The sequence below is a fragment of the Micromonospora sp. I033 genome (assembly GCF_053890995.1).
Map to the genome: position 1 here is coordinate 20320 of NZ_JBSSLX010000023.1, position 20707 is coordinate 41026.

At 73.6% G+C, this 20707-nt stretch carries 17 protein-coding genes; 9 read left to right on the top strand and 8 right to left on the bottom strand.

The genetic code is table 11. The annotated features are described in order from the left end of the window. The first annotated feature begins 44 nt into the window (after positions 1-44). A complete protein-coding gene (locus ACW0Q9_RS06680) occupies positions 45-956 on the top strand; it encodes a cyclase family protein (protein ID WP_456179053.1) in 912 nt (303 codons plus the stop codon). Positions 957-968: 12 nt separating this feature from the next. Here the strand turns inward: ACW0Q9_RS06680 and ACW0Q9_RS06685 are convergent, their stop codons facing one another. Further along, positions 969-2009 carry a S66 family peptidase gene (locus tag ACW0Q9_RS06685; RefSeq protein WP_456179054.1) on the bottom strand — a complete coding sequence of 347 codons (1041 nt, stop codon included), beginning with the start codon at positions 2007-2009 and terminating at the stop codon, positions 969-971. An 84-nt stretch (positions 2010-2093) separates the two neighbouring features. On the opposite strand from ACW0Q9_RS06685, the gene ACW0Q9_RS06690 reads away from it, so the two are divergent. Then, positions 2094-3131: a hypothetical protein gene (locus ACW0Q9_RS06690; protein ID WP_456179055.1), complete on the top strand. Its 1038-nt coding sequence runs from the start codon at positions 2094-2096 to the stop codon at positions 3129-3131. Positions 3132-3254: 123 nt separating this feature from the next. Further along, positions 3255-6041, top strand: coding sequence for a phosphoenolpyruvate carboxylase (gene ppc / locus ACW0Q9_RS06695; RefSeq protein WP_456179056.1), 2787 nt, complete (start codon positions 3255-3257; stop codon positions 6039-6041). Positions 6042-6104: 63 nt separating this feature from the next. Here the strand turns inward: ppc and ACW0Q9_RS06700 are convergent, their stop codons facing one another. Next, entirely contained in the window at positions 6105-6938 is an 834-nt protein-coding gene (locus ACW0Q9_RS06700; RefSeq protein WP_456179057.1) for a hypothetical protein, read from the bottom strand. A gap of 55 nt (positions 6939-6993) precedes the next feature. On the opposite strand from ACW0Q9_RS06700, the gene rmuC reads away from it, so the two are divergent. Together rmuC and ACW0Q9_RS06710 are read left to right on the top strand one after the other, a co-directional pair. Beyond that, on the top strand, positions 6994-8172 hold the full coding sequence (gene rmuC, locus ACW0Q9_RS06705; RefSeq protein WP_456179058.1) for a DNA recombination protein RmuC: 1179 nt from the start codon (positions 6994-6996) through the stop codon (positions 8170-8172). A gap of 150 nt (positions 8173-8322) precedes the next feature. After that, on the top strand, positions 8323-11625 hold the full coding sequence (locus tag ACW0Q9_RS06710) for a S8 family serine peptidase (protein ID WP_456179059.1): 3303 nt from the start codon (positions 8323-8325) through the stop codon (positions 11623-11625). 82 nt (positions 11626-11707) lie between these two features. Here the strand turns inward: ACW0Q9_RS06710 and ACW0Q9_RS06715 are convergent, their stop codons facing one another. Continuing rightward, positions 11708-12112, bottom strand: a complete 405-nt coding sequence (locus ACW0Q9_RS06715) for a hypothetical protein (protein ID WP_456179060.1) — start codon at positions 12110-12112, stop codon at positions 11708-11710. 41 nt (positions 12113-12153) lie between these two features. Then, positions 12154-13140: a 4-hydroxy-3-methylbut-2-enyl diphosphate reductase gene (locus ACW0Q9_RS06720; RefSeq protein WP_456179061.1), complete on the bottom strand. Its 987-nt coding sequence runs from the start codon at positions 13138-13140 to the stop codon at positions 12154-12156. A gap of 238 nt (positions 13141-13378) precedes the next feature. Here ACW0Q9_RS06720 and xseA point away from each other — a divergent pair, with 238 nt between their 5' ends. Continuing rightward, positions 13379-14545 carry an exodeoxyribonuclease VII large subunit gene (gene xseA / locus ACW0Q9_RS06725; protein ID WP_456179077.1) on the top strand — a complete coding sequence of 389 codons (1167 nt, stop codon included), beginning with the start codon at positions 13379-13381 and terminating at the stop codon, positions 14543-14545. Positions 14546-14559: 14 nt separating this feature from the next. Next, complete coding sequence (locus tag ACW0Q9_RS06730) at positions 14560-14772, top strand: exodeoxyribonuclease VII small subunit (protein ID WP_357335205.1); 213 nt, start codon at positions 14560-14562, stop codon at positions 14770-14772. A gap of 35 nt (positions 14773-14807) precedes the next feature. Here ACW0Q9_RS06730 and ACW0Q9_RS06735 read toward each other — a convergent pair whose 3' ends face one another. The 3 genes from ACW0Q9_RS06735 to ACW0Q9_RS06745 all read right to left on the bottom strand — a co-directional run bounded on the left by ACW0Q9_RS06735 (position 14808) and on the right by ACW0Q9_RS06745 (position 17504). Continuing rightward, on the bottom strand, positions 14808-15647 hold the full coding sequence (locus tag ACW0Q9_RS06735) for a hypothetical protein (protein ID WP_456179062.1): 840 nt from the start codon (positions 15645-15647) through the stop codon (positions 14808-14810). A gap of 230 nt (positions 15648-15877) precedes the next feature. Further along, positions 15878-16696 (bottom strand): hypothetical protein, encoded by an 819-nt coding sequence (locus ACW0Q9_RS06740; RefSeq protein ID WP_456179063.1) that lies wholly within the window; start codon positions 16694-16696, stop codon positions 15878-15880. Between the two features lie 112 nt (positions 16697-16808). Further along, complete coding sequence (locus tag ACW0Q9_RS06745) at positions 16809-17504, bottom strand: DUF4245 family protein (protein ID WP_456179064.1); 696 nt, start codon at positions 17502-17504, stop codon at positions 16809-16811. A gap of 159 nt (positions 17505-17663) precedes the next feature. Here ACW0Q9_RS06745 and glpX point away from each other — a divergent pair, with 159 nt between their 5' ends. Continuing rightward, entirely contained in the window at positions 17664-18695 is a 1032-nt protein-coding gene (gene glpX, locus ACW0Q9_RS06750; RefSeq protein WP_456179065.1) for a class II fructose-bisphosphatase, read from the top strand. Continuing rightward, positions 18692-19693 carry a DMT family transporter gene (locus tag ACW0Q9_RS06755; RefSeq protein WP_456179066.1) on the top strand — a complete coding sequence of 334 codons (1002 nt, stop codon included), beginning with the start codon at positions 18692-18694 and terminating at the stop codon, positions 19691-19693. Before glpX ends, ACW0Q9_RS06755 begins: the two co-directional genes overlap by 4 nt. On the opposite strand, the gene ACW0Q9_RS06760 is transcribed toward ACW0Q9_RS06755, so the two are convergent. Next, positions 19662-20579, bottom strand: a complete 918-nt coding sequence (locus ACW0Q9_RS06760; RefSeq protein ID WP_456179067.1) for an NAD-dependent epimerase/dehydratase family protein — start codon at positions 20577-20579, stop codon at positions 19662-19664. The two genes, ACW0Q9_RS06755 and ACW0Q9_RS06760, sit on opposite strands and share 32 nt — an antisense overlap. Positions 20580-20707 lie beyond the last annotated feature (128 nt).

The window sequence follows — 20707 nt, forward strand, 5'->3', positions numbered from 1 at the left end:
ATCGATCTTGACGGGGTCGCGGCCGGCGTGGTGCGGTGAGGCCCATGACGGGTGAGTATCGGGCGGTGTTCGACGCCGAGGTGATCTTCGCGAACGGCGGCGGGTTGCGGACCGACGGGTTCCGGCTGGACATCCCGGGCCCGGAGATCACCGACGACGAGCTGGCCGCGCTCCTCGTCCGGCACCTCGGGCTGCTGATGGTCGGCGAGGTGCGGATCAGCAACCGGACGGTCGTCGAGGAGCCGCACAAGGGCGGTCGCGGGGTGGCCGCCGCGGCGGCCGGCGGACGGCGGCTCGTCGAACTCAGCCACGTGATCACCGACGGCATGGTCACCCTGCCCGGCTGGCAGCCGCCCCGGATCACCGACTGGCTGACCCGCGAGGCCTCCCGGGAGCGGTACGCGCCGGGCGTCGAGTTCCACGTCGCCCGGATCGACCTGATCGCCAACACCGGCACCTACGTGGACGCGCCGGCGCACCGCTGGGCGGACGGGCCGGACCTCACCGGGGTCCCGCTGGACCGCCTCGCCGACCTGCCCGGCGTGGTGGTCCGGGTCCCCGCCGGCACCCGCGCGGTGGACCGGCTGCTGCTCGCCCCCTACGAGGTGGCCGGCCGGGCGGTGCTGCTGCACACCGGCTGGGACGCGCACTTCGGCACCGACCGGTACGCCGGCCCCGACGCGCCCCACCTGACCGCCGACGGCGCGGACTGGCTGGTCGAGGCGGGGGCGGCGCTGGTCGGCATCGACTCGATCAACATCGACGACATGACCCCGGCGGCGGCCGGGCAGCGCCCCGCGCACAGCAGCCTGCTGGCCGCCGGGGTGCCGATCGTCGAGCACCTGACCAACCTGGCCGCCCTACCCCCGGAGGGTTTCCGGTTCACCGCCGCCCCGCCCCGGGTGGCCGGCATGGGCACCTTCCCGGTCCGCGCCTTCGCCACCGTCGACGGCTGACCGCCGGGTCGGTCAGTAGCGCACGGCGATCCGGCGCGCGACGGCGTCGACCCGGATCTCGCCGCCGTACGGGACGATCAGCTGCGGGTCGGTGTGGCCGAGGTCGACGTCGAAGACCACCACCGGGTCGTCGGCGTACGGCGCCAGCGCCCGGAGGATCGCCTCCCGCTGCGCCTCGCCCCAGGCCAGACGCTCGTCCAGGGTGTGCGGCCGGTCGAAGTCCCACGCCTTGGGCCGGCCGACCACGATCGCCGGGAAGGCGGCGAGCAGCCCCCGCTCGCCCATGTTGCGCACGATCCGGAAGACCTCCTGGGCGCTGGGCAGTTCCTCGGAGGTCTCGACGACCAGCACGGACCCGGCCAGCTCGGCCGCCGAGGGCACCCGGTCGGTCGCCATCAGCCAGTGGAGGATCTCCAGGTTGCCGCCCCAGGTGCGCCCCTGGACCACCCGGGCCGGCCCGTGCCAGCGCCAGCCCTCGCCGGGGAACATCACCGGCTCGTCGGCGAGGGTCGCGGGGTCCCGCCAGTCGCGCGGCTCGTCGCCCCACTCCGGCGCCGGGGTCAGCTCGTACCAGCCGGAGGTGAACAGCGCCGCCCGCAGCGAGTCGAAGGTGAGCGGGTGGGGCGCGCCGGACCGGCCGAGGTGCACCAGCACCGATCCGCCGTGGTAGGCCACGATGCCCAGCCGGTGGAGGTGGTTGAGGACGTTGGTGTTGTCGGAGTAGCCGAAGTAGGGCTTCGGGTTGGCGCGCAGCACCGCGTCGTCCAGGAACGGGGTGACCGTGACCAGGTCGTCCCCGCCGACCGTGGCGAGCACCGCGGTGACGCTCGGGTCGGCGAAGGCGGCGGTCAGGTCGCGCGCCCGGTCCCGTGGGTCGGCCCCCATCTGCCGGGTGGTCGGATACTCCACCGGCTCCAGCCCGAACTCGTCGCGGAGCCGGCGCAGGCCCAGCTCGTACACGTGCGGGAAGAGACCCGGCAGGCCGGCGGAGGGCGAGACGACCGCGACCCGGTCGCCCGGCTTCGGCTTGGGGGGATAGCTGGGCAACGTCATGATCCGAAGTTATCGGGCCGGGCCAGCGAATTCGGGCCGGGGAAACCGCCCGAGCCGGGCATTTGCGGGCAATAGGCTGAGCGCGTGGACGAGGCGGAGCGGGTCCTTCCGGTACGCGAGTGGCTGCCCCGCACGGCGGCGCTGCTGCTCGGCACGCTCGTCCTGGCCACCGCGTTCATCGCCGCCTACGTCGGCGCGCTGCACCAGCCCCGGCCCCACGACGTGCCCGTCGGGGTGGTCCTCGGCGACCAGCGCGCCCAGGCCGTGCTGGCCGCCGTCCGCCAGCGCACCGACAAGATCGAACCCGTCGAGTACGACGACCCGGGCGCCGCCGACGACGGCCTGACCGCCCGCGAGGTGTACGCCGTGCTGACCTCAGGCCCGGACAACGGCCTGCGCCTGGCCACCGCCAGCGCCTCCGCCCCGGCCGCCACCGACCTGGTGACCCAGGTGCTCGGTCAGGCCGCCCGGCAGGCCAACCTGCCGATCCAGGTCACCGACGAGGTGCCGGTGCAGCCGACCGACCCGCGCGGCCTGGTCCCCTTCTACCTGGCGGTCGGCTACGTGCTGGGCGGCTACCTGGCCTCCACCGCGCTGGGCCTGCGGATCGGCACCGCCCCGGTCAGCCTGCCCCGGGCCGGGCTGCGGATCGCCGCCCTGGCGGTCTACTCGGTCGTGCTGGGGATCGTCGGCGCCGCCGTCGTCGGCCCGGTGCTCGACGTCTGGCACCACGACATCCCGGCGGTGGCGGCGGTCGGCGCGCTGGCCGTCTTCGCCGCCGCCATGGTGGCCGCCGCCGTGCAGGCGTGGCTCGGGCTGCTCGGCACCGGCATCGTGATCCTGCTGCTGGTGGTGCTCGGCAACCCCGGCTCGGGCGGCATCTACGCCCCGGAGTTCCTGCCGGCCTGGCTGCGCGGCATGCACCGGTGGAACGCGACAGGTCTGTCCACCGACCTGATCAAATCGGCGGTCTACTTCGACCGCCGCTCGATGGTCTGGACGCTGTCCGGGCTGACCCTCTGGTCCCTGCTCGGGCTCCTCGGGCTGGTCACCGCCACGATCTTCCGGGCGCACCGGCGCGCGGGCCGCGCCCGCCCCCTCGCACCGGCTGCCGATGGCTGAGCCGCCCGGTCCGTCCCGGAGTGCAGATCATCACGCGGTCCCCCTCCTGCCGCCGGCGTCCGCGCGGATACCATCCAGGGAGTCGGACAGCGCTGTCCTTCGTACTCGCGTAAGGAGCGCACCGTGACCGACCAGCACGACCACGACGGCCCCGACGCCGCTCTCCGGGCCGACATCCGCCGCCTCGGCACGCTGCTCGGGCAGACCCTCGCCCGGCAGGAGGGCCGCCCGCTGCTCGACCTGGTCGAGGAGATCCGCGCCCAGGTCCGCTCCGATCCGCCGGCCGCCGCCCAGCGCCTCGCCGGGCTCGACGTCACCACCGGCACCAAGCTGGCTCGGGCCTTCTCCACCTACTTCCACCTGGCCAACATCACCGAACAGGTGCACCGGGCCCGCGACCTGCGGCGGCGGCGGGCCATGCACGGCGGCTGGCTGGACCAGGCGGCCAAGATGATCGCGGAGCGCGGGGTGCCGGCCGAGGAGATCGCCGCCGCGGCCCGCCGGCTCGCGGTACGCCCGGTCTTCACGGCCCACCCCACCGAGGCGGCCCGCCGGTCCATCCTGTCGAAGCTGCGCGCGGTCGCCGACGAGTTGGACGCCGAGACCGCCAACGCCATCCTCTACGGCGCCAGCGACGAGGGGCCGGCCAACCGGCGCCTGGCCGAGCTGCTCGACCTGATGTGGCAGACCGACGAGCTGCGGCTGGACCGGCCGGACCCGACCGACGAGGCCCGCAACGCCATCTACTACCTGCGCGACCTGCACGCCGAGGCCGCCCCGCAGGTCCTCGACGACCTCGCCGACACGCTGCGCACCCTCGGCGTGGAGACCTCGCCGACCGCCCGCCCGCTGACCTTCGGCACCTGGATCGGCGGCGACCGGGACGGCAACCCGTTCGTCACCCCGGCGGTCACCCGCGAGGTGCTGCGCATCCAGCACGAGCACGGCATCGAGGCCACCGAGAAGGCCATGGACCAGCTGATCAACGAGGTCAGCGTGTCGCGCCGGCTGCGCGCGGTCTCCCTCGACCTCTCCGCCAGCCTCGCCACCGACCTGGACGCGCTGCCCGAGGTGGCGCCCCGGTTCCGCCGGGTCAACGCCGAGGAGCCCTACCGGCTCAAGGCGCGGTGCGTGAAGGCCAAGCTGGCCAACACCCGGGAGCGGCTGCGCGCCGGCACCCCGCACGTGCCGGGGCGGGACTACCGCGGCTCGGCCGAGCTGATCGCCGACCTGGAGCTGCTGCGCGCCTCGCTGGCCCGCAACTCGGGGCAGCTCACCGCCGTGGGCCGGCTCGCCTCGACCATCCGTACGGTCTCCGCGTTCGGGCTGCACCTGGCGACCATGGACGTCCGCGAGCACGCCGAGGCGCACCACGCGGTGCTCGCCCAGCTCTACGCGGCGGTCGGCGAGGTGTCCGACTACCCGTCGCTGACCCGGCTGGAGCGCACCAAGCTGCTCGCCGACGAGCTGGCCGGCCGCCGGCCGCTCTCCACCCTGGACAGCCCGCTCACCGAGGCGGCGCAGAAGACGTTCGACGTGTTCGGGGCGATCCGCGAGGCGCAGGACCGGTTCGGCGCCGAGGTGATCGAGTCGTACATCATCTCGATGACCCTCGGTGTGGACGACGTGCTCGCCGCGGTAGTCCTGGCCCGGGAGGCCGGCCTGGTCGACGCGCACAGCGGCCGGGCCCGGATCGGCTTCGTGCCGCTGCTGGAGACCCCGGCCGAGCTGAACGCCGGCGGCGAACTGCTGGACGAGCTGCTGTCCCTGCCGGCCTACCGGGCGCTGGTGGCGGCCCGCGGCGACGTGCAGGAGGTGATGCTGGGCTACTCCGACTCCAACAAGGAGGCCGGCATCACCACCAGCCAGTGGTCCATCCACCGGGCCCAGCGCGCGCTGCGGGACGTGGCCGCCCGGCACGGCGTGCACCTGCGGCTCTTCCACGGCCGGGGCGGCACGGTCGGCCGGGGCGGCGGCCCCACCCACGAGGCCATCCTGGCCCAGCCGTACGGCACGCTCGACGGCGCGATCAAGGTCACCGAGCAGGGCGAGGTCATCTCCGACAAGTACACGCTGCCCGCGCTGGCCCGGGAGAACCTGGAGCTGACCGTGGCGGCGGTGCTCCAGGCGACGCTGCTGCACACCGCGCCCCGCCAGCCGGCCGAGATGCTGGAACGCTGGGACGCGACCATGGACGTGGTCTCCGAGTCGGCCTTCCGGTCCTACCGGTCGCTCGTCGAGGACCCGGACCTGCCGGCCTACTTCTGGGCCTCCACCCCCACCGAGCTGCTCGGCGCGCTGAACATCGGCTCCCGGCCGGCGAAGCGGCCGAACACCGGCGCCGGGCTGTCCGGCCTGCGGGCCATCCCCTGGGTGTTCGGCTGGACGCAGACCCGGCAGATCGTGCCCGGCTGGTTCGGCGTGGGCTCGGGCCTGGCCGCCGCGCGGGCGGCCGGGCTGGAGGACGTGCTGGCCGAGATGAACCGGAACTGGCACTTCTTCCGCACGTTCCTGTCGAACGTCGAGATGATGCTGACCAAGACCGACCTGACCATCGCCCGGCGCTACGTGGAGACGCTGGTCCCGAAGAAGCTGCACCCGATCTTCGAGAAGATCGAGCAGGAGTACGAGCTGACCAAGCAGGAGGTGCTGGCGGTCACCGCCTCGCCGGCCCTGCTGGACAACTCGCCCGTGCTCCAGCGCACCCTGGCCGTGCGGGACACCTACCTGGAGCCGCTGCACCACCTCCAGGTGGCGCTGCTCCGCCAGTACCGGGACTCCGGCGCCGCGGGCCGCGCGGTGGCCACCGCGCCCGGCGGCCGCCGCGCCCCCAACGACGGCACGGCGCTGGAGCGGGCACTGCTGACGACGGTCAACGGCATCGCCGCCGGCATGCGCAACACCGGCTGACCCCGGTCCGACGAGGAAGGCCCCGGTCGCGCCGACCGGGGCCTTCGTCATCCGCGCGGCGGGTTACCAGTCGCCGCCACCACCGAAGTCACCGCCGCCGAAATCGCCTCCACCGAAGTCGCCGCCGAAGTCCCCGCCGCCGTAGTCGCCCTGGCCGGCCGCGTAGTCGCCCTGGCCGCCGAAGTCCTGACCCTGGTCGCCGTAGTCCTGGCCCTGGTCGCCGCCGTCGCCGCCCTGGTCCTGGCCGTCGTTGAAGCCCTCCTGGTAGCCGGCCTCGTAGCCGTAGCCCGGGTCGGCGAAGGCGGGCGAGAAGAGCGCGTCGGCGATCAGGATGCCGCCGAGCACGCCGGCCCCGGTGCCCAGCGCGGTCTTCCACCACGGCGTCGAGTACCAGCCGGCCGGCACCGGGCGGCCCTGCCAGTTTCCGCCCGGATAGTAGTAGGGAGTCTGGTTTCCCGGCTGGGGGCCGGCCCGGTAGGTCTGCCCCTGCACGTTGACCTCACGCTCCTTGGTGAGCATGCCCGCGCCCCGGGCGGCGGCCAGCGGCGGCAGCTCCGGGCCCGGGTCGATGCCCATCGCCGTGCGCGCCGCCCGGATGTACGCCAGCCCTTCCAGCGCGGTCTCCCGGGCCAGCGCGAACTGGTGCGGGGTGCTCGCCTGCTCCAGCTGGGAACCGGCGGCGTTGTAGCGCTCGCCCGCGTCGGCCAGCGCCTGGCGGACCGCCGGGGCGTCGCCCTGCAGGTTCATCAGCTGCCCGCCGAGCCGCTCGTACCAGCGCTGTGCCTCAGCGCGCGCGTCGGCCAGCTCGGTGGACCGCCGGGACCCGCTCAACCACCGCCAGATCACGAGCGCACCTCCGAGCATCAGGATCAGGACCACCCACAGGGCAACCTCCATGACCTCGAACGTACCCAGCGGGCGCACGTCGTACCCGTTTGGCAAGCTCTTCGGCATGAGCTTCTCGACGCTGGCCGTGGTGGTGCTCTGCCTCGCCGCGGGCGGCGCGGTGGGCTGGCTGGCCGCCCGGTCCCGCACGGCGACGGAGATCGCCCGGCTGGAGGCGACCCTGGCCGCCACCCGCGAGGGCGAGGGGCGGCTGGAACAGTCGATGCGGGCGCTCAGCTACGAGGCGACCGCCCAGTCCCAGGAGGCGGTGGCCCGGGCCGTGGCCCCGCTGCACGACACCCTCCGCCGCTACGAGCAGCGGGTCGCCGAGCTGGAGCGGGACCGCGTCGACGCCTACGCCGAGCTGCGGGAGCAGGTGCGCTCGATGAGCGCGGTCTCCGGCGAGCTGCGCACCGAGACCAAGCAGCTCGTCGCGGCGCTGCGCGCCCCGCAGGTGCGCGGCCGCTGGGGTGAGCACCAGCTCCGCCGGATCGTCGAGGCGGCCGGCATGCTGGAGCACTGCGACTTCAACGAGCAGGTCACCGCCGCCACCGACCACCAGGGGGTCCGCCCCGACCTGGTGGTCCGGCTGCACGGCGGCCGGACGGTGGTGGTCGACGCCAAGGCCCCCTTCGAGGCCTACCTGACCGCCATGGAGGCGCGCGACGAGCGGGGGCGGGACACCCACCTCGACGCGCACGCGCGGCACCTGCGGGCTCACGTCGACGGCCTGGCCGCCAAGACCTACTGGGCGGCGTTCGACCAGACCCCCGAGTTCGTGGTGCTGTTCGTGCCGGCCGACCCGTTCCTCGACGTGGCGTTGCAGCGCGACCCGTCGCTGCTGGAGCACGCCTTCGCCCGCAACGTGGTGCTGGCCACGCCGGCCACCCTGGTGGCGCTGCTGCGCACGGTGGCCTACTCCTGGCGGCAGGAGGCGCTGGCCCGCAACGCGGCCACCGTCCACTCGCTGGCCCGCGAGCTCTACGGGCGGCTGTCCACCCTGGGCGATCACGTCGGCAAGCTCGGCGGCGCGCTGAGCGGCGCGGTCACCGCATACAACCGGGCGGTCGGCTCGCTGGAGGCGCGGGTGCTGGTCAGCGCCCGCAAGCTGGCCGAGCTGGGCGTCTCCGACCAGGAGCTGGCCGCCCCGGCGCAGGTCGAGCTGGCGCCCCGCCAGCCGCAGGCCCCGGAGCTGGTGGAGGGTGTGTCCACATCGGCCGAACGGCCGGCGGGCATCGACGGTTGACACACGGCACGTGACGATGACGACCGATCCGAGTCACGGACTGGTCACAACCTACTTCGGAGTAGTGACACCGACCGGGCCAGCCCGAAGGATCGCTGTCACGTGTGCCCTGTTTCTTGAGTAGGGCCCTGTTCTCTGGAGGAAGAGAACGTGAGTCAACCCCGCAACCGGAGCCGGCGTACCTCCGCCGCGCTCTTCGCCTCGGTCCTGGCGGCCGGCGCCATGACCGTCGGGGGTGGCGCCGCAACCGCGAGCGCAGCCCCCGCCGCCGCACCCGACGCCTCGCAGCCGACCGCCGCCGAGACGCTGGGCGCCCACGACGCCAAGCTGCTGGACGAGGCGGAGGCGAAGCACGCTCCGACCGTCACCCTGATCATCGCCGCCAAGAAGGGCTCGGCCAAGAAGGTCGCCGACGGGCTGGCCGGCCTGGGCGCCTCGGTGAGCCAGCGCTACGACCAGGTCGGCTACCTGCTGGCCAGGGTCCCGACCGCGAAGGTCCTCAAGGCCGCGACGCTCCCCGGCGTCTCCGCCGTCGACCTCGACGAGACCATCAAGCTGCCCGACCCGGCCCCCGAGGCCGCCCCGGCCGGCGCGAAGACCGCCGAGCAGGGCGAGACCCTGGCCGGCCCGGGCGCCGACACCGGTGCGGTCAACCCGTACATGCCGACCAACGAGACCGGCGCGGAGGCCTTCAAGGCCGCGCACCCGGAGTGGGACGGCCGCGGCGTCACCATCGGCATCATGGACTCCGGCGTGGACCTGGACCAGCCGGCGCTGCAGAAGACCACCACGGGCGAGCGCAAGATCGTCGACTGGGTCACCGCAACGGACCCGCTCGAGGACGCCACCTGGCGCGCGATGGCCAGCGACGTGGCCGGCCCCTCGTTCACCAACACGCTGGGCACCTGGACCGCGCCGACCGGCTCCTACAAGTTCAACGTCTTCCGGGAGAACATCACCGCGGGCAGCGACGCCCGGGGCGACGTCAACCGCGACGGTGACACCACCGACTTCTGGGGCATCCTCTACAACCCCGTGAACGGCGACATCCGGGTCGACGCCAACCAGAACAACGACTTCACCGACGACGAGCCGATGCGGCCGTACAAGGAGAAGTTCCAGGTCGGCCACTTCGGCACGGACAACCCGGCCACCGCGGTGCGGGAGCAGATCCCGTTCGTGGTCGAGTACCGCCGGAACGTGGACATCACGCCGGCCGACGGCCAGGCCGGCCCCTACTACGACTACGTCAACATCGGCATCATCGAGAGCACCCACGGCACCCACGTCGCCGGCATCACCGCCGCCAACGACATGCTGGGCAACAGCGCCTTCGACGGCGCCGCCCCGGGCGCCAAGCTGGTCTCCGCCCGGGCCTGCTCGTGGGGCGGCGGCTGCACGGCCGCGGCGCTCACCACCGGCATGGTCGACCTGGTGGTCAACCGCAAGGTCGACGTGGTCAACATGTCGATCGGCGGCCTGCCGGCGCTCAACGACGGCTCCAACGCCCGCGCCAACCTCTACAACACGCTTATCGACACCTACGGCGTGCAGATGTTCATCTCGGCCGGCAACTCCGGCCCGGGCCTGAACACCATCGGCGACCCGTCCGTCGCCAGCAACGTGGTCAGCGTCGCCGCGAACATCAGCAAGGACACCTGGCTGGCCAACTACGGCTCGGTGGTCCGCAAGGACAACGCGCTGTTCAACTTCTCGTCCCGCGGTCCGCGTGAGGACGGCGGCTTCAAGCCGAACGTGACCGCCCCCGGCTCCGCCATCTCCACGGCGCCGACCTGGCAGGCCGGCAACCCGGTTCCCGAGGCCGGCTACCCGCTGCCCCCGGGCTACCAGATGCTGAACGGCACCTCGATGGCCTCGCCGCAGGCCACCGGCGCCGCCGCGCTGCTGCTCTCGGCCGCCAAGGCGAGCGACAAGGGCGTCACCCCGGCCGCGCTGCGCCGGGCCATCTACACCTCCGCCAAGCCGATCGCGGGCGTTCCGACGTACGCGCAGGGCTACGGCATGTTCAACGTGGCGGGCGCGTGGGGCCTGCTGGCCGCGGGCGTGCAGACCCGCACCTACACCTCCGCGGCGCCGGTCTGCACCGAGCTGTCGGAGAACCTGACGAAGTACAACAAGGACACCGGCGAGTTCGAGCCGAACCCGAACGTGGGCACCGGCATCTACAACCGCTGCGCGGCCGGTGAGGGCGGGCAGAAGGTCAAGGAGAGCCGTTACTACGACGTCAAGCTGACCCGCACCAGCGGCCCGAACAAGGGCCTGCAGCACACTGTCGCGTTCCGCGGCAACGACGGCACCTTCTCGGCCCCGCAGGTCGTGTGGCTGCCGCTCAACAAGACCGTCACCGTCAAGGTGAAGGCCAAGCCGCTGACCGCCGGTGCGCACGGCGCGCTCATGACCGTCGACGACCCGGCCACCTCGGTGGTCGACTTCGAGGTCGCCACCGTCGTGGTCGCCTCGACCGCGGTCTCCGCCCCGGCCTACTCGTTCTCCGCCGAGGGCTCGGTCGAGCGGAACAGCTTCACCTCGTACTTCGTGACGGTTCCGGAGGGCGCGGGCGCGCTCCAGGTCAACCTCTCCGGCATCGCCACCGGCTCGCAGACCCGGTTCATCGCCATCAACCCGTACGGCGTGCCGGTCGAGAGCACCGCGAGCACCGCCTGCTACACCAACTTCTCCGACGCCGCCGCCTGCAAGCCGCAGGAGCGGGACTACCAGAACCCGATCCCGGGCGTCTGGGAGATCGAGGTGGAGGCCCGGCGCACCTCGCCGGCGCTGGACAACCCGTTCCAGCTCCAGGCGCGGGTGCAGGGCGTCACGGTCGAGCCGGCCGTGGTCGAGCTGCCGTCGGTGAAGGCCGGCACCCCGACCGAGGTGAGCTGGGGCCTGACCAACACCTTCGGTCCGGTCCAGGTGACCGGCGTCGGCGGTCCGCTGGCCAGCGTGCACGCCGAACGGCCGAGCATCGCCCAGGGCGGTCGCCAGGAATACACCGTGGACGTCCCGGCGGGGGCCACCTCGTTCACCGCCCGGATCGGCAACCCGTCCGACCTGAGCGCCGACCTGGACCTGTCGGTCTTCCTCGGCGCGACCCGGGTGGGCCAGTCGGCCGACGGCGACTCGGAGGAGGCGGTCACCCTGGCCAACCCGGCCGCCGGCACCTACCGGGTGGTCGTGGACGGCTACGCGGTGAGCGACCCGACGACCGCGTACGACTACCGCGACTCGTTCGCCGCACCGGCGCTGGGTTCGCTCTCCGCCCCCAGCACCCCGCTGGCCCTGGCCAACGGCGCCACCGCCACCCTGACCGGTACGGTGACCGCCCAGTCCACCCCGGCCGCCGGCCGGGAGCTCTACGGTGACCTGGCCGTCACCACCGTCGAGGGCGCGGTCGTCGGCCGCGGCTCGGTGGAGATCGGTGCGGTCAACTGACCCGCTGACGTCCGGAGCCCCGTCCCCCATCCGGGGGGCGGGGCTCCTCCGTTTCCCGGCCCGGTTTCCCGGGGCGTGCGGGTCAGGCGCGGCGGGCGGATTCGACGACGAAGGGGGTGCCCTGCTGGCAGGTGGTCATCATGCCCGGCTCCGGGCGCCCGGTGACCTCCACGCGAACGCCGGGGCGGAGCAGGTCGCGCGGGCCACCGATCAGCAGGTTGTCGTCGATGAGCAGGCAGTTCGGCTCGACGCCGGCGCGGATCGTCCCGGTGAGGGTGGTGGCCCCGGGGCCGGGTGGCTTCGACGGGCCGCCCTTCCAGGTGGGATCCGGGCGGCTCGGGCTGACGCTGGGCACGGGGTCGGGCTGGCTGGTCACCGGGGCGGCTCCCGTCGGGCTGGGGCCGGCGGGCTCGGTGCCCGGCCCGGCGCAGGCGGAGAGCACCGCGCCGGCGAGCAGGGCGACGAGCACTGTCCGAGGAGTCTTCATGACAGGTTGGACGCGGTCGGCGGGGGTTTCGTTCCGGCCGGTCAGCCGCGGGCCGCCGCGGCCTTCAGGTCCCGCTTGAGCTCCTGCGGCAGCGAGAAGGTCAGCCGCTCGTTGGCGGTGGTGATCTCCTCGACGTCGGCGAAGCCGCGCTCGGCCAGGTGCGCGAGCACCTGCTGGACCAGCTCGTCCGGCACGCTGGCGCCCGAGGTCAGCCCCACGGTGCGGGCCCCCGCCAGCCAGGCGTCGTCGATCTCGTGGGCGAAGTCGACCAGGTAGCCGGCCCGGGCGCCGGCGTCCAGCGCCACCTCGACGAGGCGGACCGAGTTGGAGGAGTTGCGCGAGCCGACCACGAGCACCACGTCGCAGTCCGGGGCGATCTCCTTCACCACGTGCTGGCGGTTGGAGGTGGCGTAGCAGATGTCGTCGCTGGGCGGCGACTGGAGCAGCGGCAGCCGCTGCTTGAGCCGGGCCACGGTCTCCAGGGTCTCGTCGACCGAGAGGGTGGTCTGGGAGAGCCAGACGACCTTCTCCGGGTCGCGCACGGTGACCTTGTCGACGCCGTCGGGGCCGTCCACCAGCTGGATGTGCGCGGGCGCCTCACCGGCGGTGCCGATGACCTCCTCGTGCCCCTCGTGGCCGATCAGCAGGATGTCGTAGTCCTCGGCGGCGAACCGCCGGGCCTCCTGGTGCACCTTGGTGACCAGCGGGCAGGTCGCGTCGATCGCCTTGAGCGAGCGCGCCCGGGCCTGCTCGTAGACCTCGGGGGCCACACCGTGCGCGGAGAAGATGACGGTGGCGCCCTCCGGCACCTCCTCGTTCTCCTCCACGAAGATCGCGCCCTTGGCCTCCAGCGTCCGCACCACGTGCTTGTTGTGCACGATCTGCTTGCGGACGTAGATCGGCGCGCCGTAGAGCTTGAGCGCCTCCTCGACGGTCTGCACCGCCCGGTCCACGCCCGCGCAGTAGCCGCGGGGCTTGGCCAGGAGCACGCGCTTGCCGGTCCGGGGAGTCGTCTCAGCCTCAGTCACCCGACCATCGTACGTGCCGGCTTTCCCCGGGGCAGCGGCTGCGACCCGTACCACAACCGGGCCACGCACTCGGCCCACCGGGCGCCCGACTCGCGCCGATCATGAGGTTGGCGGCACTTCCGGAGATCGACACCGCCGTCAACCTCATGATCGACGCGGGGTCGTCGGGGGTGGGGCTTAGGGTGGGCGGGTGAGCGAGGGGGAGCGGAGCACGTCCGAGGAGCCGTGGCCGGTCCGGGTGGTGAGCCAGAAGATCGGGGCCTGGATCGCCCGGCTGGGGTGGGTCTGGGTGGACGGGCAGGTCGCGCAGATCAGCCGGCGGCCGGGGGCGAGCACCGTCTTCCTCACCCTGCGTGATCCCTCGGCGGATCTCAGCCTGACCGTCACCACCAACCGCGACGTGCTCGACGCGGGCGCACCGGAGCTGCGCGAGGGCGCCCGGGTGGTGCTGCACGCCAAGCCCGAGTTCTACGCCGCCCGGGGCACGCTCAGCCTGCGCGCCGACGAGATCCGCCAGGTCGGGCTGGGCGAGCTGCTGGCCCGGCTGGAGAAGCTCAAGAAGCTGCTGGCCGCCGAGGGGCTCTTCGACCGGTCCCGCAAGCGCCGGCCGCCGTTCCTGCCCGGCCGGATCGGGCTGATCACCGGCCGCGCCTCGGCCGCCGAGCGGGACGTGCTGACCAACGCGCGCCGCCGCTGGCCGGCGGTGGAGTTCCGCACGGTCAACGTGGCCGTGCAGGGGCCGAGCGCGGTGCCCGACATCGTCGGCGCGCTCAGGGTGCTCGACGCCGACCCGGCGGTCGACGTGATCATCATCGCCCGGGGCGGCGGCGGCATCGAAGACCTGCTCCCCTTCTCCGACGAGGCGCTCTGCCGGGCGGTCTTCGCCTGCCGCACGCCGGTGGTCAGCGCGATCGGCCACGAGACCGACACGCCGCTGCTCGACTACGTCGCCGACGTGCGTGCCTCCACGCCGACCGACGCGGCCAAGCGGATCGTGCCCGACCTCGCCGAGGAGGTCCGCCTCATCGGCCAGGCCCGGTCCCGGCTGGAGCGGGCGGTGCGCAACCTGGTCGACCGCGAGCAGCACCGGCTCGACCTGCTGCGCTCCCGGCCGGTGCTGGCCCGCCCGCAGGTGATGGTCGACCAGCGCGTCACGGACGTGGTCGCGCTGCGCGACCGGGCCGGCCGCTGCCTGGACCACCGGCTCGGCGCCGCCGGCGACGACCTGCGGCACACCCTGGCGCGGCTGCGCGCCCTCTCCCCCGCGGCCACCCTCGACCGGGGCTACGCGATCGTCCAGCGCGCCGACGGCCACGTGGTCCGCGCCGCGTCCGAGGTGGCCAAGGGCGACCCGCTGCGGGTACGCCTCGCCGAGGGCGAGCTGACCGCCACCGTGGACGGCTGATGGAATGGGACCCGATGACTGACACCAAGAAGGACGAGCAGCTCAGCTACGAGCAGGCCCGGGCCGAGCTGGCCTCGGTGGTGGAGCGGCTGGAGGCGGGCGGCACCTCGCTGGAGGAGTCGCTGGCGCTCTGGGAGCGCGGCGAGCAGCTCGCCGGGATCTGCCAGCGCTGGCTGGACGGGGCCCGGGCCCGGATCGACGCCGCCCGGCAGCGCGCCGAGGACTGAGCGGCGGGGCGGCCGGAGCCGCCCCGCCGGCACGGTCACTTGAACAGGTTGTAGAACTCCGCCGGCGCCTCGACGACCTGGTCGGCCGGGGGCTTCTGCGCGGCGGCGGCGTTGCCGTAGTCAGTGTAGGTGATCTTCACGTCCTGCGCGGCGCTCTGCCCGGCGGCCGGGATCTGGAGCACCAGCTCGCTGAGCCGGCCCTGCGGGTCGACCTTGGCGGTGAACGGCACCGACTGGGCCTGGGCGCCGAGCGCGGTGATCACGGCCGGGTCGAGCGAGCCCGCCTCGGCCGCCTTCGACACGTCGACGGTGCCCGCGTACGCGCCGTCGCCGGTCTGCCGGACCTCGGTGATGCCCTGGGTCAGCACCGCGCTGCCGGCCGGGTCGACCTGGTCGAAGTCGAAGCCGAGCGCCCGGTTGCCCTGGATCCGGGTCTGGTCCAGGTGCTGGTACTTGCCGAGGTTGAGGTTCTTCAGCCCGGGCACGCTGGCGGCGGCCTTGCCGCCCAGCTCCAGCTTGACCCAGCTGTCCGGCTTGTAGTGGATCAGGTCCAGCTTCATCATCAGGTCCGACGACGGGTCGCCGATGGTCATCCGCATCTCGGCGCTCTGGCTGGGCTCGTGCACCTGCCCCTCGGCGGTGGAGCCCGCGCCGGCCATGGTGAACCGGAAGTTCCCGTCGCGGATCGCGTTGGTGGAGTCGAGCAGGGCCTGCTTGGCGTCGCCGCCGGGCGTGCCGCTCGGGGCGATGCTGCCGGAGGCGGCCGGGGTGGCGGAGGCGCCCGTGCCGGCGGTTCCGTTGTCGTTGCAGGCGGCCAGGCCGGGGATGAGCAGCGCCGCGGCGAACGCGGTGGCGCTGAAGCGTCGAATCTTCACGTCAACCTCTCCAGGTGGGTCGTCCGGCCCACGGAGGTGCCGGAGTCGGGGCGCCGCAGCCCGGACGCCGGCTCCGGCGCACGAGCCCGGTCCGGCCGGTGTGGGTCGGCCCCGGCGGGCTCGTGCCCCCATCTGTTCCCTGAAGCGGTGTTCCGCAATCCCTGTCCGGTGCGAAGGTCACCGGGGTGGGCGGTCGGGGACGCCGCACGACGTCCCCGACCGCTCCCGGATCAGCCCTTGAACATCTCGTAGAGGCTGGCGGGCGCCTCGACGACCTGGGCGGCCGGCGGGGCCTGCACCGCGGTGGCGGTGCCGTAGTCGGCGTAGGTGACGGTCATGGTCTGCGCCTCGGCGGCGCCGGCGGCCGGCACCTGCACGGCGAACTCGCTCAGCCGGCCCTGGGCGTCGAGCTTCGCTGTGAAGGGCACGGCGCTGGCCTTGGTGCCGAGGGCCTTGACGGTCTCGGCGTCGAGCAGGTCCGAGTCGGCGGCCTTGGTGGCGTCGATGGTGCCCTCGTAGGTGCCCTCGCCGGTCTTCTTGACGTCGGTGATCGCCTTGATCATCTTGTCGCTGCCGGCCGGGTCCACGTCGCTGAAGTCGAAGTTCAGCTCGTCCGCGTCCTTGATCTTGGTGCGGTCCAGGTGCTGGTACTTGCCCTTGGTCGCCTTGAAGCCCGGGATGGCGTCGGCCATGGCGCCGTCCAGGTCGAGCTTGAGCCAGCTGTCGGTGTCGATGAACACCATGTGCATGGTCATCGACATCTCGTCGGCGGCGGCCGCGCCGCTGGACATCTTCATCTCGGCGCTCTTGGACGGCATGTGCACCTTGCCGTCCCCGTTGAACTCGCCGCCCTTGATGGCGAAGCTGAAGTTGCCCTTCTGGATCTCCTTCGTGGAGGCGGCGAGCGCCTCCTTCGGGTCCGCGGGCACCGCCGGGGCGGTGGACTTGCTGTCGGCGGTCGGCGAGTCGGCCTCGGTCTTGCAGGCGGCCAGACCAGGGACGAACAGGGCGGCGGCGAGGACGCCGACGCTCCACCGTCGAATGTTCACGTCGATCTCTTTCCGGTTGCTGTCCGGGACGCGTCACGCGTACCGGTTTGTCGGGCCCGGGCAGCGTAGCGGACCGGCACCGGCCGCGGGGGACACCGAGGGCGGGAGCGGTTCAGCGCAGCTTGGTGGCCAGCTCGCGCAGCTCCGCCTCCCCGGCGTCACCGACCACGATCACCGTGCGGTTCGGCTCCAGCAGGACGAGGGCCTGCTCGTTGCCCCGGGCGGTGTACCGCTGCCAGCTCGCCCCGCCGGGCAGGTCGACCGCACCCTGCGGCTGGCCGCCGCTCAGCTCGGCCGGCAGCAGCTTCTCCGCCGGCACGTTGCTCTGCACCAGCTGGGCGCCCCGGCCCTCCGGGGTGAGGTAGCCGAGGCGCAGCGTCCCGCCGCCGGGCTCGGTCTGGTAGCGGGCGCTGACCGTACGCCAGTCGGAGCCAAGGTCGTGCGGCACGGCGACCGGGAAGGCGTTGGCCGCGCGGGCCTGCTCGACGGCGGGCGCCGGGTCGACGGTGACCGGCTGGTCCCCGCCGAGGAAGCCCCGGTAGAAGGCGAGCAGCAGGGCGATCGGGACCAGCAGCACCAGCAGCGACAGCGCCATGTCCTTCGGCGACCGCTCGGACCGGGCCTTCTCCTTCCGCGGGGGCGGCGCGGGCTGCTCCCCGGCGTCGGCCGGCGGCGCGGCCGCGGTCGACTCGACCAGGGCCGGTTCCCCGGCCGGCAGGCTCGCCGCGGCCCCCGGCCGCACCGGCGGCTGGCCGTCGGGCGGGGTGGCGTCGGTCGGTACGCGGTCGGCAGGCTGTGCGGGTTCCACCCGGCCATTCTCGCAGCCGTCCGGGTGACGTGATCCTGGCCTCCTCCGCCCCGCTCCGGCGTCGAACCTGCGATCGTGTGAGGATCAGCGACAAAGCCGGCGGCGGCGACGGCCGCAACCCGCCGGTCCACCCCGCAACGTCGCGAGGAGGAAGCCGTCATGACAACCACCAGGACGCGGACCCCCCAGGATCTCGACCGTAACCTCGCCCTCGATCTGGTCCGGGTGACCGAGGCCGCGGCCATGGCCGCCGGCCGCTGGGTCGGCCGGGGCGACAAGGAGGGCGGCGACGGGGCCGCCGTCGACGCCATGCGCAAGCTCATCAACTCGATCCCGATGCGCGGTGTCGTGGTGATCGGCGAGGGCGAGAAGGACAACGCCCCGATGCTCTTCAACGGCGAGGAGGTCGGCGACGGGACGGGTCCCGAGGTGGACGTGGCGGTCGACCCGATCGACGGCACCACGCTGATGAGCAAGGGCATGCCCAACGCGCTCGCCGTGCTCGCGGTGGCCGAGCGGGGCGCCATGTTCGACCCGAGCGCCGTCTTCTACATGGAGAAGCTCGCCGTCGGCCCGATGTACGCCGACGTGGTCGACATCAACGCCGGGGTGGCCGAGAACATCCGCCGGATCGCCAAGGTCAAGGGCACCGACCCCGCCGAGGTGACGGTCTGCGTGCTGGACCGGTCGCGCCACGACGAGCTGGTGAAGCAGATCCGGCGGACCGGGGCGGGCATCCGGTTCATCTCCGACGGCGACATCGCCGGCGCCATCGCGGCCGCCCGGGGCGAGTCGGACGTCGACGTGCTGATGGGCATCGGCGGCACCCCGGAGGGCATCACCGCGGCCTGCGCGCTGAAGTGCATGGGCGGCATGATGCAGGCCAAGCTCTGGCCCAAGGACGCCGAGGAGCGGGAGAAGGCGCTGGCCGCCGGGCACGACCTGGACCGGGTGCTCTTCACCGACGACCTGGTCACCGGCGACAACTGCTTCTTCGTGGCCACCGGCGTCACCTCCGGCGACCTGCTGCGCGGCGTGCGCTACCGGGCCGGCGGGGCGTACACCCAGTCGATCGTGATGCGCTCCAAGAGCGGCACGATCCGGGTGATCGACTCCTACCACCGGCTGGAGAAGCTGGCGCTCTACTCGGCGGTCGACTTCGACGGGCGCCCCCTGGCCGAGCAGGAGTGACCGCAACCGGGACGGCGGCGCCCCCGACGCTGTCGACCACGCGGCGGGTCGCCGGCACCGGGCTGGCCACCGCCTCGGGGGTCGCGGTGGCCGTCCAGTCCCGGATCAACGGCGAACTCGGCGTACGGCTGGCCGACGGGATCGCCGCCGCGGTGGTCTCGTTCGGCCTGGGCCTGCTGGTGCTGCTGGTGCTGGTCCCCGCCACCCCCGGTGGCCGGCGGGGGCTGGCCGCCCTGCGGGAAGCGCTCCGGGACGGCTCGCTGCGACCGTGGCAGTGCCTCGGCGGGGTCTGCGGCGCCTTCCTGGTCGCCACCCAGGGCCTCACCATCGGCACCCTCGGCGTGGCCGTGTTCACGGTCGCCGTGGTGGCCGGGCAGTCCGGCAGCAGCCTGCTGGTCGACCGCGCCGGCGTCGGCCCGACCGGGCGGCAGGCGATCACCCCGAACCGGCTGGTCGGCGCGGTGCTCACCGTGCTGGCCGTGCTGCTGGCGGTGGGCGACCGGCTCGGCGACCCGGGCGCCCTGGCGCTGGCCCTGCTGCCGCTGGCCGCCGGGGTGGGCATCGCCTGGCAGCAGGCGGTGAACGGCCGGGTCCGGGGGGCCGCCGGCAGCGCCCTCACCGCCACGCTTGTCAACTTCACCGTCGGCACGGTGGCGCTGCTCGCCACCCTCGCCGTGGAGATGGCGGTCCGGGGCCGCCCGGCCGGCGGTTTCCCGACCGAGCCGTGGCTCTACCTGGGCGGCCCCATCGGCATCGTGTTCATCGCGCTGGCCGCAGCCATCGTCCGGTTCACCGGCGTGCTGCTGCTCGGCCTGGCCACCATCGCCGGGCAGATCGTCGGCGCCGTCCTGCTGGACGTGCTGCTGCCCACCGCCGCCTCACACCCCACGCCGACCACCCTGCTGGGGGCGGCGCTGACCCTGGTCGCGGTGCTCGTCGCCGCCGTCGGGCCGCCCCCGCGCCCGGTCAACCCCGCAGCGCCGCCACCGTCTCCTTGACCGCCCGGTCCAGCGGCGTCGCCTCGACGCCGAGGGTGGCGGTGGCGGCGGTCGAGTCCAGCACGTACGGGCGGGCGAACTGGTAGGCGGTCTCCCGCAGTTCCCGCGCGAACGGGTTGGTCAGCCCGCCGAGCCAGAGCACCGGGTACGGCATCCGGATCAGCCGCGGCGCGGGCGCCCCGACCAGGGCCGCCGCCCGGCCGGCCAGGTCCCGCATCGTCACCGCGGGCGCGCTGGGCACGTGCCAGGCCCGCCCCCAGGCCCGCTCGTCGGTCGCGGCGGCGACCAGGGTACGGGCGACGTCGGGAATGTACGTCCAGGTGTGCGGGGCGTCCCAGTCGACCGGCAGGAACGACCGCTGCCCGGCGAGCACCCGGGGCAGCACCATCATGGCCAGCGAGGTCCCCTCCGCGCCGAGGTAGTCGGAGCCGCGGACCTCGGTGATCCGGACCCGGCCGGCCCGGTGCGCGGCCAGCGCCTCGGCCCACATCCGGTTGCGCACCCGCCCCTTCGTGCCGGTCGCGGCGAGCGGGGTCGCCTCGGTCATCGGGGCATCGACCGGGCCGTACCCGTAGAGGTTGCCGACGGTGGCGAGCACCGCGCCGGTCCGCTCGGCGGCGGTGAGCAGGGCGGCGGCCAGGGGCGGCCAGTCCAGCGGCCACCGGTGGTACGCCGGGTTGGCGCAGTTGTGCAACGCCACCGCGCCCTGCGTCAGCGCGGTCAGCCGCTCCGCGTCGGCGGCGTCGGCGGCGACGCGCTCGATGGCCGGGTGCGCGGGTCCGGTGCCGCGGCGGGTCACCACCCGCACCCGGTCGCCGCGCTCGGCGAGGAGGCGAGCGGTGGCGGTGCCGACGGGTCCGGCGCCGACGATCACGTGCAGGGCCATGAGGGCCACCCTTCGAAGCAGGGATCCAATGTGAGAGCACCGCTCTCGCAACAGAGCATGCCCAATGCTGGGCCACTTCGTCAAGAGCGGTGCTCTCGGTTGTGACTGCCGCTCTCTTCGTGGCAGAG

Coding starts and splice junctions, on each gene's coding strand:
- ACW0Q9_RS06680 (WP_456179053.1), top strand. CDS start 45: ATGACGGGTGAGTATCGGGCGGTGTTCGACGCCGAGGTGATCTTCGCG.
- ACW0Q9_RS06685 (WP_456179054.1), bottom strand. CDS start 2,009: ATGACGTTGCCCAGCTATCCCCCCAAGCCGAAGCCGGGCGACCGGGTC.
- ACW0Q9_RS06700 (WP_456179057.1), bottom strand. CDS start 6,938: ATGGAGGTTGCCCTGTGGGTGGTCCTGATCCTGATGCTCGGAGGTGCG.
- rmuC (WP_456179058.1), top strand. CDS start 6,994: ATGAGCTTCTCGACGCTGGCCGTGGTGGTGCTCTGCCTCGCCGCGGGC.
- ACW0Q9_RS06715 (WP_456179060.1), bottom strand. CDS start 12,112: ATGAAGACTCCTCGGACAGTGCTCGTCGCCCTGCTCGCCGGCGCGGTG.
- ACW0Q9_RS06730 (WP_357335205.1), top strand. CDS start 14,560: ATGACTGACACCAAGAAGGACGAGCAGCTCAGCTACGAGCAGGCCCGG.
- glpX (WP_456179065.1), top strand. CDS start 17,664: ATGACAACCACCAGGACGCGGACCCCCCAGGATCTCGACCGTAACCTC.
- ACW0Q9_RS06760 (WP_456179067.1), bottom strand. CDS start 20,579: ATGGCCCTGCACGTGATCGTCGGCGCCGGACCCGTCGGCACCGCCACC.